Source organism: Streptomyces sp. NRRL S-646, assembly GCF_000720765.1.
In the GTDB taxonomy this organism is placed as follows: domain Bacteria; phylum Actinomycetota; class Actinomycetes; order Streptomycetales; family Streptomycetaceae; genus Streptomyces.
On record NZ_JODC01000009.1, the window covers coordinates 177,869 to 191,428 of the forward strand.

At 71.5% G+C, this 13,560-nt stretch carries 11 protein-coding genes and 2 tRNA genes; 9 read left to right on the top strand and 4 right to left on the bottom strand.

Annotated features, from left to right (window positions below; all coding sequences use genetic code 11):
* Positions 1-11: 11 nt before the first annotated feature.
* From IH68_RS0124180 to IH68_RS0124205, 6 genes are all read left to right on the top strand, one after another.
* Positions 12-569 (top strand): DUF2637 domain-containing protein, encoded by a 558-nt coding sequence (locus IH68_RS0124180; RefSeq protein WP_030938663.1) that lies wholly within the window; start codon positions 12-14, stop codon positions 567-569.
* Positions 570-583: 14 nt separating this feature from the next.
* Positions 584-775 carry a mobile element transfer protein gene (locus IH68_RS0124185; RefSeq protein WP_030938665.1) on the top strand — a complete coding sequence of 64 codons (192 nt, stop codon included), beginning with the start codon at positions 584-586 and terminating at the stop codon, positions 773-775.
* Between the two features lie 125 nt (positions 776-900).
* Entirely contained in the window at positions 901-1,146 is a 246-nt protein-coding gene (locus IH68_RS53445; protein ID WP_078912604.1) for a SpdD protein, read from the top strand.
* A 143-nt stretch (positions 1,147-1,289) separates the two neighbouring features.
* Positions 1,290-2,591: a replication initiator gene (locus tag IH68_RS0124195; protein WP_030938669.1), complete on the top strand. Its 1,302-nt coding sequence runs from the start codon at positions 1,290-1,292 to the stop codon at positions 2,589-2,591.
* Positions 2,588-2,794 carry an excisionase family DNA-binding protein gene (locus tag IH68_RS0124200; protein ID WP_030938673.1) on the top strand — a complete coding sequence of 69 codons (207 nt, stop codon included), beginning with the start codon at positions 2,588-2,590 and terminating at the stop codon, positions 2,792-2,794. The genes IH68_RS0124195 and IH68_RS0124200 overlap by 4 nt, the downstream gene beginning before the upstream one ends.
* Complete coding sequence (locus tag IH68_RS0124205; protein ID WP_030938676.1) at positions 2,791-4,023, top strand: site-specific integrase; 1,233 nt, start codon at positions 2,791-2,793, stop codon at positions 4,021-4,023. Before IH68_RS0124200 ends, IH68_RS0124205 begins: the two co-directional genes overlap by 4 nt.
* A gap of 94 nt (positions 4,024-4,117) precedes the next feature.
* On the opposite strand, the gene IH68_RS0124210 is transcribed toward IH68_RS0124205, so the two are convergent.
* A tRNA-Arg gene (locus IH68_RS0124210) sits at positions 4,118-4,190 on the bottom strand.
* A 189-nt stretch (positions 4,191-4,379) separates the two neighbouring features.
* A tRNA-Ser gene (locus tag IH68_RS0124215) sits at positions 4,380-4,470 on the bottom strand.
* 170 nt (positions 4,471-4,640) lie between these two features.
* On the opposite strand from IH68_RS0124215, the gene IH68_RS0124220 reads away from it, so the two are divergent.
* On the top strand, positions 4,641-5,102 hold the full coding sequence (locus tag IH68_RS0124220; protein WP_030938678.1) for an SSI family serine proteinase inhibitor: 462 nt from the start codon (positions 4,641-4,643) through the stop codon (positions 5,100-5,102).
* A 249-nt stretch (positions 5,103-5,351) separates the two neighbouring features.
* Complete coding sequence (locus IH68_RS0124225; RefSeq protein WP_030938680.1) at positions 5,352-9,479, top strand: PAS domain-containing protein; 4,128 nt, start codon at positions 5,352-5,354, stop codon at positions 9,477-9,479.
* A 13-nt stretch (positions 9,480-9,492) separates the two neighbouring features.
* On the opposite strand, the gene IH68_RS0124230 is transcribed toward IH68_RS0124225, so the two are convergent.
* A complete protein-coding gene (locus IH68_RS0124230) occupies positions 9,493-10,071 on the bottom strand; it encodes a TetR/AcrR family transcriptional regulator (protein ID WP_030938682.1) in 579 nt (192 codons plus the stop codon).
* 151 nt (positions 10,072-10,222) lie between these two features.
* On the opposite strand from IH68_RS0124230, the gene IH68_RS0124235 reads away from it, so the two are divergent.
* Positions 10,223-11,419, top strand: a complete 1,197-nt coding sequence (locus tag IH68_RS0124235; RefSeq protein ID WP_030938685.1) for an MFS transporter — start codon at positions 10,223-10,225, stop codon at positions 11,417-11,419.
* A 389-nt stretch (positions 11,420-11,808) separates the two neighbouring features.
* Here IH68_RS0124235 and IH68_RS0124240 read toward each other — a convergent pair whose 3' ends face one another.
* The gene (locus tag IH68_RS0124240) at positions 11,809-13,464 is read right to left on the bottom strand and encodes a long-chain fatty acid--CoA ligase (RefSeq protein ID WP_037885152.1); all 1,656 of its coding nucleotides are present in this window, start codon (positions 13,462-13,464) and stop codon (positions 11,809-11,811) included.
* Positions 13,465-13,560 lie beyond the last annotated feature (96 nt).

Consider the following 13,560-nt stretch of genomic DNA (forward strand, 5'->3'; position numbering starts at 1 on the left):
GGAGGCGCCTCGTGCGCGCCCTGCTGGCCCGCGTCGACGCGGTACTCGTCCAGGCGCTCATTGCCGCCGCGCTGTCCTTCGCTCACCTGCACGACATTGCTGCGGCGGCCGGACAGGACGGCTGGAAGGCGTGGGCCTATCCGATCAGCGTCGACCTGCTGCTCGTCGCTGCCAACGTTGCCACCGCCCGACTGCTCGGCATGACCGACGTGCCGGCGTGGCTGCGCATCCTCGTCGCGGGCTGGCCCGCCGTCGCCTTCCTCGGTGGCACCCTCCTCGCCCACTCCGCCCCAACAACCGAACCCGACAGCGACACCGCGCCCGACGTCGAGGCCATCAAGGACCAGCAGCACGCCCCCGAACCCACCCCTGAGCCACCTGCCCAATCCGCTATCCCCGCAGCCCCCCAGCGCCCCGCAGTCCCGGTCCCGGCCGCCCTGGTCGACCATGCCCGCAAGGTCGCCGCCGAACACCACACCCGCACCGGTACCCCGATCGACACCCCAACCCTCCGCGCCCGCCTCGGCGTCCCGGCCCCCATGGCAGAAGCCATCGCCGCCCAGCTCTGAAAGGACACCCCGACGTGACCGCCAACCGCCGCTTCCGCAACGTCACCCGCATCGGCCCCGTCCAGGTCGGCACTGCGTACGACAACCGGGGCCGCGAGAAGCACACCGCCGCCTGCACCGCCCCGCGCTGCGGCTTCTCCGCCGACTACGACAGCCGCGCCGCCGCCGAACTGGCCGCACGCACCCATCGCTGCCCCGTCCGCTGAAAGGGACCTGCCTCCGTGACCGTCAGCCTGCCGCTTGTCTTCGTCCTCGGCTTCTTCGCCTGGGGAGCGGTCAAGTTCCTCGGCGTCCGCACCTGGGTCGTCGTCCTGATCGCCCTCTTCGGCTTCTGGCTCTCCCCAAGTACCCCGACAACCCGACCCCGCCGCCCGCGCACACTCACGCCCCGACCGACCCGGCGACCGTACAGCGCTCACTCCCGTCGGTCTCGATCGACAAGAACACCGTCGCGATCGTGCTCGTCGGCGGAGTCGTCCTCACCGCGCTCCTGGCCGCCGTCGCTGTCACGGCCATATCCGTCGCCGTGGCCGCTGTCGTCCTGCGCTCGATGCTCCGCGACCACAACCGGCGCTGAACCTGCCCCCTGGCCGCCGGGGCGGCGGCACACGACCAAGCATTTCGCCGCCCCGGGGCCTGTTCCTCCCGACCGAGCCAGCCAGAAGGAGAACAGCCATCTTCACCCGCACCACTCCGGCCCCACTCCCGGAAGTCGCGAACCTGGCCGCACAGGGCACGCTCCCGGGTATCCTCCGCCAGCTCTCCACCCTCGGCGGCTGCACCCACCCGATCCGCCTCGACGGCCACCGCACCGAATACGACGTCGACACCGCAACCGGCGAGATCGGCGCCGTCCTCCACCACCTCGCCTCGACTGACCTCCCCGCCGGCCAACTCCTCGTCCGCTGCAACAACCGCCGCACCACCCGTTGCCCGGCCTGCGCGGAGGTGTACCGGCGCGACACGTTCCACCTGATCACCTCGGGCATGCGTGGTGGCAAGGGCATCCCGGACCAGGTTGCCGCCCACCCGCGTGTCTTCGCGACCTTCACCGCCCCGAGCTTCGGTCCGGTCCACAACCGCCCCTCAAGCGGCCGTCCTTGCCGCTGCGGCGTCCACCACGACCAGGACGACGACGCCCTTGGCACCCCGCTCAACCCGGACACCTACGACTACGAAGCGGCCGTGCTCTGGAACGCCCACGCGGGCGCCCTCTGGCGGCGCTTCTCGACCTACCTGCGCCGGGAGACCGCCAAGCGCGCGGGCCTTTCCCAGCGCCGGTTCCGCGACCACGCGCGCGTCTCCTTCGCCAAGGTCGCCGAATATCAGAAACGCGGCGCCGTGCACTTCCACGCCGTCATCCGCATCGACGGCCCCAACGGCGGAGACACCGCGCCACCGCCCTGGGCCACCGCCGAACTGCTCACCGACGCCATCCGAGCCGCTGCACGCAAGGTCCGTGTAGACGGCCCCACCATCGACGACCGCACCCACACCCTCACCTTCGGCCGCCAACTCGACGTCCGCACCATCAAATCCGCCGACTTCAACGACGGCCAGGAACTCACCGAACGCGCCGTCGCCGCCTACATCGCCAAGTACGCCACCAAGGGCGCCGAAACCGCCACGGGAGCTCTCGATCGCCCCCTGAAGTTCGCCGCCGAACTCGCTCAACTCGACATCAGCGACCACGCCCGCCGCCTGATCCGAACCACCTGGGACCTGGGCGCACGCAAGAGCCTCGAACACCTCCGCCTGCGCGCCTGGGCTCACATGCTCGGCTTCCGCGGCCACTTCTCCACCAAGTCCCGCCGCTACTCCACCACCCTCGGCGCCCTCCGCAACGCCCGAGCCGAATGGCGCCGAGCCCAAGCGGCCGCCGCACAACCCGAACGCGACACCGACACGACGTACGTCCTCGCGCACTGGGTCTTCGCCGGAACCGGCCTGTCCTCCGCCGAAGCCTGGCTAGCCGCATCACTCGAACCCGCCCCCGGAACGGAAGGAGAACCGATCAAGTGACCACGGTGACGATCCAGCGCAAGTGGCACACGACAGCTGAGGTCGCCGACATGCTCGGCTTCGGCCTCTCCAAAACCAAGGCACTCGTACTCGCGGGGGAGATCCGTTCCGTCAAGGTCGGCCGCAACAGGCGCATCCTCCCGGCGTGGGTCGACGAGTACGTGAACCGCTGCGCGGCGGACGCCGAAGGGTGGGCTGCATGAGCGGCAAGCGTGCCAACGGCGAAGGGTCCATCTACCCGTACAAGAACGGCTTCGCCGCCTACGTCTGGGTCACGACCCCGGAAGGCGACCGCAAGCGGAAGTACGTCTATGGCAAGACCCGTGACGAGACCCACGAGAAGTGGATCAAGCTTCACAACGAAGCCACCAAGGGCCCCGTACAGACCCGTCACCGCACGGTGGCGGCGTTCCTCTCCTACTGGCTCGACTCGATCGTGAAGCCCAACCTCGCCCCGCTGTCGTACGTCTCGTACGAGGGCTCGGTGCGGCTCTACATCGCCCCACACCTCGGCACGAAGCGGCTCGACAAGCTGACCGTCCGGGATGTCCGTGAGTGGCTGACCAAGTTGGCCGGCATCTGCCAGTGCTGCGCTCAGGGCAAGGACGCCAAGCGGCCCAGAGACCGGCAGCGCTGCTGTGCCATCGGGGAGTGCTGTGAGGCACACCCGTCCCGACGCGTGATCCAGGCAGCACGCGACGCCCTGCGAGCCGCACTCACCCACGCCGTGACCGAGGAGGAGATCAGCAAGAACGTGGCCTCCTTGGTCAAGGTCCCGAAGCCTCGCCGCCGCAGGATCAAGCCGTGGTCGGTCGTCGAGGCGGGCCGCTTCCTCGCCGATTCCCTGGCTCGGGAAGATCCGCAGTTCGCAGCATGGGTCCTGGTCCTCTGCCTCGGTCTCCGCCGTGGCGAAGTCCTCGGGCTCACCTGGAAGTCCATCGACTTTGAGAGCGGTGAGCTGTACGTGGATCACCAGATCCAGCGTGCAGGCCGTCAGATCCTCCACCGGGAGACCAAGACGGAGGAGTCCGACGACTACCTACCCCTCCCTGAGTTCTGCCTCAAGGCGCTCCGCATGCGCCGTGCTCAGCAGACCGGTGATCAGAAAGCGGCCGGGGAGCTCTGGCAGGACACCCGCGGCCTGGTCTTCACCACGAAGTACGGGACGCCGATCGAACCGGGGAACCTCACCCGCATGTTCGCCCTGCGCGCTCGCCGCGCCGGCCTCCGGGCCATCCCGCTCCGGAACACCCGGCACACCTGCAGCTCGCTCCTGGTCGCCCTGAAGGTCCACCCGAAGGTTGCTCAACGCATCCTCCGCCACTCACAGATCGCCATGACGATGGAGGTCTACGCAGAGGCAAGCGAGGAACAGGTGCGGGCCGCGCTCGGCAAACTGTCCGCCGCGATGGGCGGCACCGAGCCCGGCTGACATCAGCGACCGACATCAACCGTTGCTGTACTTCGCTGCTGTACGGCACGAAAAAGCCCCCTCCGGGATGATCCCGAGGGGGCTTTGACCTGTGTGCACTCGGCAGGATTCGAACCTGCAACCTTCTGATCCGTAGTCAGATGCTCTATCCGTTAAGCTACGAGTGCTTGTTTTGTTTTCCCGCCGGTCCTGGTCCTTTCGGCCCGCTCGCGGCGACAGGAAGAACATTACATGACTGCCGCCGCCATGTGAAATCCGTTTGCCGTACCCCTTGTGACCTGCGGAAACACCTCTACGGGCACTCCTGCGAACGACGAAACCCCGGTCGCGTGGACCGGGGTTTCGGTGATCATGCGCGGAGGCGGAGGGATTTGAACCCTCGATGGGCTTTAAGGCCCAAACCGCATTAGCAGTGCGGCGCCATAGACCGGACTAGGCGACGCCTCCAGCACAGCCGCCCGCGCGAGCGCGAGTGGTGCGTGCAGATGATGACACAGTCGAGCGTGCTGCCACCAATCGACTCCCACGGTACTAGGCAGGCAGGCCGCAGAGCAAAGTCCTTTCGGTCCGTGCCGACCTGTGCGTGCCGAGCGGGACGGTGGGGCGTTAGTCAGGGCATGTTCGCTCGGATTCTCGTCGTCGCCGCCACCGCCGCCGCCTCCGTCGTGCCCGCCGTCGCCCACGCCGATGTCGGCCGGCCCGTTCTCGCACCCCCGCCGGTGCGGGACGAGGACCAGCCGGGCGACCACCTCACTGTCACCGTCCGGCACGCGGGCGACGGTACGGACGGGACGTTCGACCTCTACTGCCATCCCGGCGGCGGCAACCATCCCGATGTCAGCGGCGCGTGCGGGGCGCTCGATCGTGTCGCCCGGTGGGGCAGGGACACCTTCGCGCCCGTGCCCGAGGACAGCGTCTGCACCATGCAGTACGGCGGGCCCGCCACCGCGCATGTCACCGGGAGGTGGGCCGGGCGGCCCGTCGACGCTTCGTACGACCGCAGCGACGGGTGTCAGATCGGCCGCTGGGACCGGCTTGTGCCGTTGCTGCCCGATCTGCGGCCCCAAGGGCAACCGTAGGGACTCGCACAGGGTTTTCCCGGGGGAAACCCAGGACTCGGTAAGGGTCTGGCGAAGGTCTCGCGAAGCCCTGCGCAGGCCAGAGGATGCGGGCACACGTTCTACTTCAACTCGTCGTGCGACCTCCCTCTCATCCGGCGTCGCGAGCGCAACCACTGCCCTTAGACTCCCTCGCGTGACACGTCGCGGGCCGGTTGGCAAGATGGCCCGAGCGGTCGGCAAGGTGCGGTAACAGGGAGGAAGCGTCTCGTGAGCAGCAGGCCATCCCGAGGCGCTGCTCGCCTCGCAGCCATACTCGACGCGCTTCCCGATGCGTTGGTGCTGGTCAACGCCAATGGGACCGTCGTCAACGCGAACACGATCGCGCTCGAGGCCTTTGAAGCGCCCGGGACCGCACTCGTGGGTCGGGGGCTCCTCGATCTGCTGCCGCAGTTCGACTCCAAGCTGATTCCCGGCTCCATGCGGCGGCCCGATCACATGGACCCCGCCGGGCGGACCAAGCCGACCCGGATGATCGCGCGGCGGACCGACGGGGCCGAGTTCCCCGTCGAGGTCACCAGCGCCAACCTCGAGAACGGGCAGCAGGCCTACGACGGTTACGGCTACAGCAGCGACGAGCTGCTGATGCTCGTCGTACGCGACCTGACCGGGACCGTGGACACCGAGGCCGAGCTGGCGCGTTCGCAGCGGCAGACCGAGATGATCCTGCGGGCCGCGTCCGAGGGTGTGGTGGGGACGGACACGGACGGGCGGATCGTGCTCGTCAATCCGGCCGCCGCTCAGATACTGGGTTATCGGGCCAGTGATCTGGGAGGCAAGGAGCTGCACGGGCTCGTGCTGCATTCGCGTGCCGACGGGTCCCCGTTCCCGTACGAGGAGTCACCGCTCGCCGACACCCTGCGCTCCGGGCGCAAGCACCGGGTGCGCGGGCAGGTGCTGTTCTCCAAGGGCGGGGACAAGGTCTCCGTCGATCTGACCACCGCTCCGGTGCGCGACGGGGACCAGCTCGTCGGTGCCGTGATGACCTTCGCCGACCGGCGGTCGTACGACGCGCTCGCCGAGGAGAAGGCCGCGATCGAGAAGCGGCATGCGGAGGAATTGGAACGGATCGAGGAGGAGCATGCCTCCGAGCTCACCGCTCTGCGTCAGAAGCACGTCACCGAGGTCGAGGAGCTGCAGGAGCAGCACGACGAGGAGCTCGCTGCGGGCGAGGAGCGGTACGCCGCGCTCGGTGAGCGGGAGAAGGACCGGTACGAGGCCCTTGCCGGGCGGCACGAGCAGCTGCTGACGCTGCTGGGGCGGTCGCTGCGCGGACCGCTGGACGAGCTGCGGCGCGAGCTCGCCGCCCTCGCCGCCGACGACGCCGGGCAGCTGTGGCCCGAGGCCAACCAGGTCCTGCACCACCTGTCCGCCGGTTACTCGCGGATCACCACCCTCATCGACAACGTCCTCGGCTATCAGCTGCTCGACGCCGGGAGCGAGCAGATCACTCGTACGAAGGTCATGCTCGACGCCGTCGTCGCCGCCGGTGTCGACGGGGCCGTCGAGCTGATCGGGCCCGGGCGGGTGCAGTTCGCCGTGCACGCGCCGCCCATCGAGGCCGAGGTCGACCCGCAGCGCCTGGCGAGCGCGCTCGCCCATCTCGTCGCGGATGTCGCCGGTGTCGACGCGACCGGCAACGCGCCCGTGTCGGCGGGCGGTTACATGGACAACACGGTCGTCGTGGCGGCCGCGCAGCGCGGTGAGGTCGTACGGATCGAGGTGCGCGGGCCGTATGCCGGGGGAGACCCGGTGCACGAGCCGATCGTGCGCGGGATCGTGCGGGCTCATGGCGGTGTGCTGCAGACGCACGATGTGCCGGGGATGAGCGGCAGCGCGTATGTGCTGGAGGTGCCCATCGGGGGCGGGGCCGGGGCCGTTGCGGCCGACATCCCGGTCGAGGCCTCGGCTGACGGGTCCGACGAGGGCGTCGGCTCCGACCAGACCTCCGGTGGCGGGCGGCGCCGCGGGCGGCGGTCCTCCGTCGACGCGTTCCTGGAGAGCGAGGCGCCGGGGGAGCCCGGTGACCCCACGGAGGCCGGTGACGCGGAGGGCGGTGTGCCCACCGGGCGGCGGCGCAGGCGTGCGGTCGAGGAGTCGGCGGCCGCCGCGGCCTCGGCCGCGGGTGCCCTGGAGCTTTCCGGCGGTACCGGGCGGCGGCGCGGCCGGTCGGCCGAGGGTGCCGGTGCCGGTGTCGCCGAGGGTGCCGTCGTCATGGCCGGCGAGCACGGCGCCGGAACCGCGGCCGTCGGTACGGGACTGGGCGGGACCGTTCCGCCGCAGGGCGGGCCCGCGCCCGGCGGCCGGCGTGCGCGACGGGACGGCGGCGCGCAGCCTGCCCTGCCTGCGGCGCTGCCCGCGGGCCCCACCTCGGCCGAACAGGCGGTCCGGGCCGAGCAGGCCGTAGCCGCGCAGAACGCCGAGAGCGCCGAGCCGACCGGGCGGCGTCGCCGTGCCCTGGCCGCCGCGAACGAGCGCGCCGCCGCGCAGGAGGCGGCCCCGCGTTCGGTGTTCGCCCTGCCGCCGGCGGAGGCGGACCGGTCCCCGGCCGCGGGTGTGCAGGGGCAGGCGCCGGTGCCTGTGCAGGCATCCGTACCGGTGCAGGGGCAGCCCCAGGTTCCGGGGCAGGCGCCGGTTCAGGTTCCTGTTCAGCCGCAAGTCCCTGTTCAGCCGCAGGTTCCTGTTCAACCGCAGGTCCCCGGGCAACAGGTTCCAGGGCAGCCGCAGGTCCCCGGGCAACAGGTTCCGGGGCAGCCGCAGGTCCCCGGGCAGGGTGGCCAGGATGCTTCCGGTGACGCTCTGGTCGACGACGGCCGGCACGACGCCGTTCCGCACGACCAGTCCGGCGACCACACTCCGCCGCAGCCGCATCCCACGAGCGCGCCGACGGGCCGCCGTCGTCGTGCCGTGGCGCAGCCGGGGGCGCAGGAGGCCGGCGGGCAGACCGCAGGGCAGGGAGTGCCGGTGCAGCAGGCCGCGCCCGTTCCCGCGCAGGCAGCCGCCGCGCAGAACGGCACGGGCCAGGTCGCGCCGGCCGCCGCCGCTCAGCCGCTTCCCGCCGCGCCCGTGGAGGCGGCCCCCGGTCAGTCCACCCCCGCCCCCGGCACCCCGCTCCCCCCGGAAGCTCCCGCGGCACCGGCACGTCCCGCCCAGCCCCTCCCCGCCGAAGCAGCCGCCGCGCCCGCCGCACCGGCCGCCCCCGTCGACCCGAACTCCACGCAGAGCCAGGCGATCAGCGTCCGGACCCTGGGCCAGGGGGTGCCGTTCACGCGGCAGGCCGCGCAGGTGCAGCAGCCGTCATCCACGCCTGCGCCGCACAACCCGAGCGGTTCCGGCCGCCGTCGCAAGCTGGGTACGCGGACCGAGCCCACCGCCGCGGCCCCGGAGCAGGCGGCCCGTCCGCACCCGGCGGCCGAACAGACGCCCGTACCGGCGCAGCCCCAGCCATCGATGGCCGGGCAGTCGCGGCTGGCGCAGATGACCGAGGGCAGCGGGCGGTCCTACGCCATAGGGGCGCCGGACGAGAACGCGGCCGAGGGACCGGAGCCGCTGGACGGTCCCGGCGGGGCCGTGGAGATCGCGGACACCCCGCGCCCGGTGCCGATGGACGACGAGCTGCCGCCGGAGCCGTTGGACAACCCGCGGCGGCTGCTGGTGTGGCCCGCGCCGGACGTGACGACGCAGCAGGCGCTGAGCGACCGCGGCTACCGGCCGGTGATCGTGCAGTCGCGCGAGGAGGTCGACGCGCAGATCGCCGCCTTCCCCGCCGCGCTGTTCGTGGACCCGCTGACCGGGCCGATCACGCGGACCGCGCTGCAGTCGCTGCGGCAGGCGGCGGTGGCGTCCGAGGTGCCGATCATGGTGACCGCGGGGCTCGGGCAGGCGACCCGCGAGGCGGCGTACGGCGCCGACCCCGCCGTACTCCTGAAGGCGCTCGCGCCGCGGGACAGTGAGCAGCATCCGCCGCGGGTGCTGCTGATCGAGGAGCATGCGGAGATCGCGCTGGCGCTGACCGCGACGCTGGAGCGGCGCGGGATGCAGGTGGCGCGGGCCGCGAGCGATGCGGACGCGGTGACGCTGGCGGGGCAGCTCAGGCCCAACCTGGTGGTGATGGACCTGATGCAGGTGCACCGGCGCCAGGCCGGGATCATCGACTGGCTGCGGGCGAACGGGCAGCTCAACCGCACCCCGCTCGTCGTCTACACCGCCGCCGTCGACCAGGCCGACCTGCCGCGGCTGGCCTCCGGCGAGACCGTCCTGTTCCTCGCCGAGCGGTCCACCAGCGGCGAGGTGCAGAGCAGGATCGTCGATCTGCTGTCGCGGATCGGGACCAACTAGCCCTCGGGAAGGGTTACTTCGCGACGAGCCTGCGTGCCGCCTCCTTGATCGAGGTGCGCAGGCGGTCGCGGTCGGTGTCGTCGGTGCCCGCGAGGATGCGGCGCATCTGCGGGACGACGACGGCCCAGTTGGCCAGCGCGGTCAGCAGGAGGAGCAGGTCGCGGGGCGGAATGGCGTCGGTGATGACGCCGCGGGCCTGGCCGTCCTGCAGAGTCGCCACCTTGCGGCGGTAGTGCTCCTGGCGCTCGGCCTCGTCCGGCAGGTCGGTGGTGCCGTACTCCAGGCCCTCCCAGAACAGCAGGCGCAGTACTTCGGGGTGGGTCTCGTGGTAGTCCATCAGGCGGTCGATCCAGCCCTCGATGTCGTCCGGGTCGACGGGGACGGCCGCGGCCAGGTCGAGCATGACCTTCTCCAGGACCTTGGTGAACAGCTCCGCCTTGTTGCCGAAGTAGGCGTAGATCAGCTGCTTGTTGGCCTTGGCCGCGGCGGCGATGCGGTCGATGCGGGCGCCCGCGATGCCGTGGGCGGCGAACTCGGCGACCGCCGCCTCGAAGATCCGGGCCCTGGTGGCCTCGGGGTCTCTGACTGCCATGGGGGCAGGGTACCGCTCCGGCTCCGGTAACCAACTATTTAGTTGACAGGGAATCCGCGTGTGGTGCACGGTGTTCCCATTCCAACCAACCAGTTAGTTGTTAGAGCTGGCTCGAGGGAACCCGAAGGAAGTCGAAGGAGTCCGTCCGCTCATGCCGTCCACCACCGAAGCCCAGCCGGTCCGGACCGCCGCCCCGGCGCCGGCAGGCGCATCCCGCCTGCTCCTGCCCCTCATCGCCCTGTGCACCGCCGTCACGGCCGCCAACATCTACCTCGCGGCGCCCCTGCTCCCCCTCATCGCCCACGATTTCGGCTCGACCCCCTCGGCGGTCGCCTGGATCGCCTCGGTCGCGCAGTTCGGCTACGCGGCCGGCCTGCTCTTCTTCGCCCCGCTCGGCGACAGCGTGAACCGGCGCCGGCTGGTCGCCGTCCTGTCCCTGGTCACCGCCGCCGCCCTGGTCGTGGGCGCCACGGCCGCCGGGACGACCGCGCTCGCGGCCGCCGTGCTGGTCGCGTCCGCGGCCACGGTGGTCCCCCAGCTCCTCGTCCCCCTGGTCGCCGCCCGCGCCCCCGCCGACCGCCGCGCCCGTCATGTCGCTGCCGTCATCTCCGGCCTGTTCGCCGGCATCGTGGCCGCTCGCGTGCTCGGCGGCCTGGTCGGCCAGGCCTTCGGCTGGCGCACGGCCTTCGTCGGCGCGGCTGCACTGACCGCCGTACTGGGTCTCACGACCGCGCTCGTCCTCCCCGCGGAGAGGCCCCGCCGCCAGGGTTCGATCTTCGCGGGCCTCGCCGCCATGCCGTCCGTCGTGCGCCACTCGCCGGACCTGTGGCGCGCGTGCGTACGCCAGGCGGGGATGTACGGCGCCTGGAGCGCCCTGTGGACCTCGCTCGCCCTGCTGCTGACCGGCGGGTCCTACGGCCTGTCCACCGCGACCGCCGGTCTGTTCGGCCTCTTCGGGCTGACGGCGAGCGCGGTGGCGCCCCTGGCCGGCGGAATGGTCGACCGCTTCGGCGCCGCCAAGGTCGTACGGTCCGCGTATCTGCTCGCCGCCGTGTCCGTACCGCTCTTCTGGCTGGGCGGCCACATGATGGCCGCCCTCTTCGTGGCCGCGATCGCCGTCCACGCGGCCCTCGTCGCCTCCCACGTCGCCAACCAGACCCTCGCCCTCACCACGACCTCGACCCCGGCCACCGCCAACAGCGCCTACGTCGTCGCAGGCTTCGCCGGCGGCGCCGCCGCCTCGGCCCTGGCCGGCCTGGCCTTCGGCCACTGGGGCTGGGGCGGAGTGTGCGCGGTGGCGGGGCTGTGGCTGGTGCTGGGTTGGGGGGCTACCGCCGTACGGCGCTGAAGGCCGCCGTGCGGCGTGAAGACGACCGTGCGGCGCGCCCGTCGGGGTTGTGCGGCGGGTCGAGATCATCCGGTGACGCCGGACCGGGCGGCGGTGCGGGGACCGGGCGGCCGTGCGGAGACCCGGCGGCCGTGCGGAGACCGGGCGACAGCCTCGGCCCCCGTACGACGACTAGAGCCGCCGCACGACGGCGAACACCGCCGCGTGCGGCGGGGCCGAGATCGTACGGCTGGCCGAGGCGGCGCTCCGGGCCGAGGCGGTACGGCGGTTTCGGGCCCGTACGGGCAGCCCCGGCCCCCGCTACGGCGATGAACGGCGAACGCGGCGGCGGCGTACGGCGGGGCGTCGAGGCCGCTGTACGGCGGTGTCTGCGGCCTCGGGGCCGTCTCTCAGAGCTTGGTGACGTCCAGCTCTCCCTCCGCGTACTGCCTGCGCAGCACCTTCTTGTCGAACTTGCCCACGCTCGTCTTCGGCACCGCCTCGATGATCGTCCAGCGCTCCGGGAGCTGCCATCTGGCGATGTGGCCCTCGTCGGCGAGGAACGCGCGCAGGGTCTCGAAGTCGGCTGTGGCGCCCTCCTTCAACACGACCGTGGCCAGCGGCCGTTCGCCCCACTTCTCGTCGGGGACGGCGACCACGGCTGCCTCGGCGACGTCCGGGTGGGACATCAGGGCGTTCTCGAGGTCGACGGAGGAGATCCATTCGCCGCCGGACTTGATGACGTCCTTGGCGCGGTCGGTGAGGGTGAGGAAGCCTTCGGGGGAGATCGTCCCGACGTCCCCCGTCTTGAGCCAGCCGTCCTCGCTGAACTTGTCGGCCGGACGCAGGGGTTCGGCGTCGGGGCCGTTGTAGTAGGCGCCCGCGATCCAGTTGCCGCGGACCTCCAGCTCGCCGGCGGACTCGCCGTCCCAGGGGAGGCGCTCACCGCCGGGGCCGCTGAGGCGGGCCTCGACGCCGGCCGGGAAACGGCCCTGGGTCAGGCGGTACGCGAACTCCTCCTCGGTGCCGACCGCATGGGCCGGCGGGCGGGCGACCGTGCCGAGCGGGGAGGTCTCCGTCATGCCCCAGGCGTGACAGACCCGCATGCCCAGCTTGTCGAAGGCCTCCATGAGGGAGGGCGGACAGGCCGAGCCGCCGATGGTGACCTGGGTGAGGGAGGAGACGTCGCGCGGCTTGGCGGTCAGCTCGGCGAGCAGGCCCTGCCAGATGGTGGGGACGGCAGCCGCATGGGTCGGGCGCTCGGACTCGATCATCTCGGCGAGCGGCGCCGGCTGCAGGAAGCGGTCCGGCATCAGCAGGTTGACGCCGGTCATGAAGGTGGCGTGCGGCAGGCCCCAGGCGTTGACGTGGAACTGGGGGACCACGACGAGCGAGGTGTCCTGGTCGGTCAGGCCCATCGACTGGGTCATGTTGACCTGCATGGAGTGCAGATAGATCGAACGGTGGCTGTACACCACGCCCTTGGGGTCGCCCGTGGTGCCGGAGGTGTAGCACATGGCGGCGGCCTGGCGTTCGTCCAGCTCCGGCCAGTCGTAGGTGGTCGGCCTGTCCGCGATCAGGTCCTCGTACTCGTGCACCTGGGGGCGGGCGCCCTCGAGGAGGGAGCGGTCGCCGGGGCCGGAGACGACGATGTGCTCGATCGTGGGCAGCTTCGGCAGCAGCGGGGCGAGCAGCGGGAGCAGCGAGCCGTTGACGATGACGACCTTGTCGGCAGCGTGGTTGACGATCCACACCAGCTGTTCGGCCGGGAGGCGGAGGTTGAGCGTGTGCAGCACCGCGCCCATGGAGGGGATCGCGAAGTAGGCCTCGACGTGTTCGGCGTTGTTCCACATCAGGGTCGCGACCCGGTCGTCCCCCCGGACGCCCAGCTCGTCCCGCAGGGCGTTCGCCAGCTGTACCGCCCGGACGCCGGCCTCGGCGAAGCTGCGCCGCTGCGGCTCGCCCTCGCCGGTCCATGTGATGATCTGTGACCGCCCGTGCACCAGCGTCCCGTGGGCCAGGATGCGGGTAACGGTCAGCGGTACGTCCTGCATCGTGCTCAGCACGGTGTCCTCCCGGGGCGACATTGCCTACGCGGCGGTAAGATCTGCGCTGATTCTGCTCACATACCGCTCGGTATGTCACTAGGTGTCGATGAACGA

Bases quoted from the DNA above. Each gene is read 5' to 3' on its own strand.
- IH68_RS0124205 (WP_030938676.1), top strand. From the start codon at position 2,791: ATGAGCGGCAAGCGTGCCAACGGCGAAGGGTCCATCTACCCGTACAAG.
- IH68_RS0124235 (WP_030938685.1), top strand. From the start codon at position 10,223: ATGCCGTCCACCACCGAAGCCCAGCCGGTCCGGACCGCCGCCCCGGCG.
- IH68_RS0124230 (WP_030938682.1), bottom strand. From the start codon at position 10,071: ATGGCAGTCAGAGACCCCGAGGCCACCAGGGCCCGGATCTTCGAGGCG.
- IH68_RS0124220 (WP_030938678.1), top strand. From the start codon at position 4,641: ATGTTCGCTCGGATTCTCGTCGTCGCCGCCACCGCCGCCGCCTCCGTC.